This window comes from Candidatus Hydrogenedentota bacterium (genome assembly GCA_016791475.1).
GTDB lineage: Bacteria > Hydrogenedentota > Hydrogenedentia > Hydrogenedentales > JAEUWI01 > JAEUWI01.
On record JAEUWI010000365.1, the window covers coordinates 262 to 574 of the forward strand.

Consider the following 313-nt stretch of genomic DNA (forward strand, 5'->3'; position numbering starts at 1 on the left):
CTGGCGGTGAACACCCTGCTTGTGGCCGATCGCTCGCTGCCGGAGCGGCAGGTGTACACGCTGCTGGAAATGGTGTTCAGCGGCGACTTCCTCAAAGCGGCCCGGCTTACCGGACTGACGGAGGCGATGGCGCAGACCGATTTGCACCTTCCCGTCCATCCCGCGGCGGAAGCCTATTACAACCGCAGAAACCCGATTTCCGCCGATCGTTTCGAGATTCTCTCCTTCTTCCTGGCGGGGGTGGTCTGCCTGGCCAGTGTCTTCCATTACCTCCTGGGGCGGCGGCGCCACTACGTGCAATTGGAGCGCCGCC

The 313-nt window shown here is 63.6% G+C and carries 1 protein-coding gene (cut by a window edge); it reads left to right on the forward strand.

The window, feature by feature from the left end; all coding sequences use genetic code 11:
- Positions 1 to 313, forward strand: part of the annotated coding region (locus JNK74_29705) for a hypothetical protein (GenBank protein MBL7650348.1) (this coding region is incomplete at its 3' end). Its footprint begins 246 nt before the window's first position; 313 of its 559 annotated nt are in view.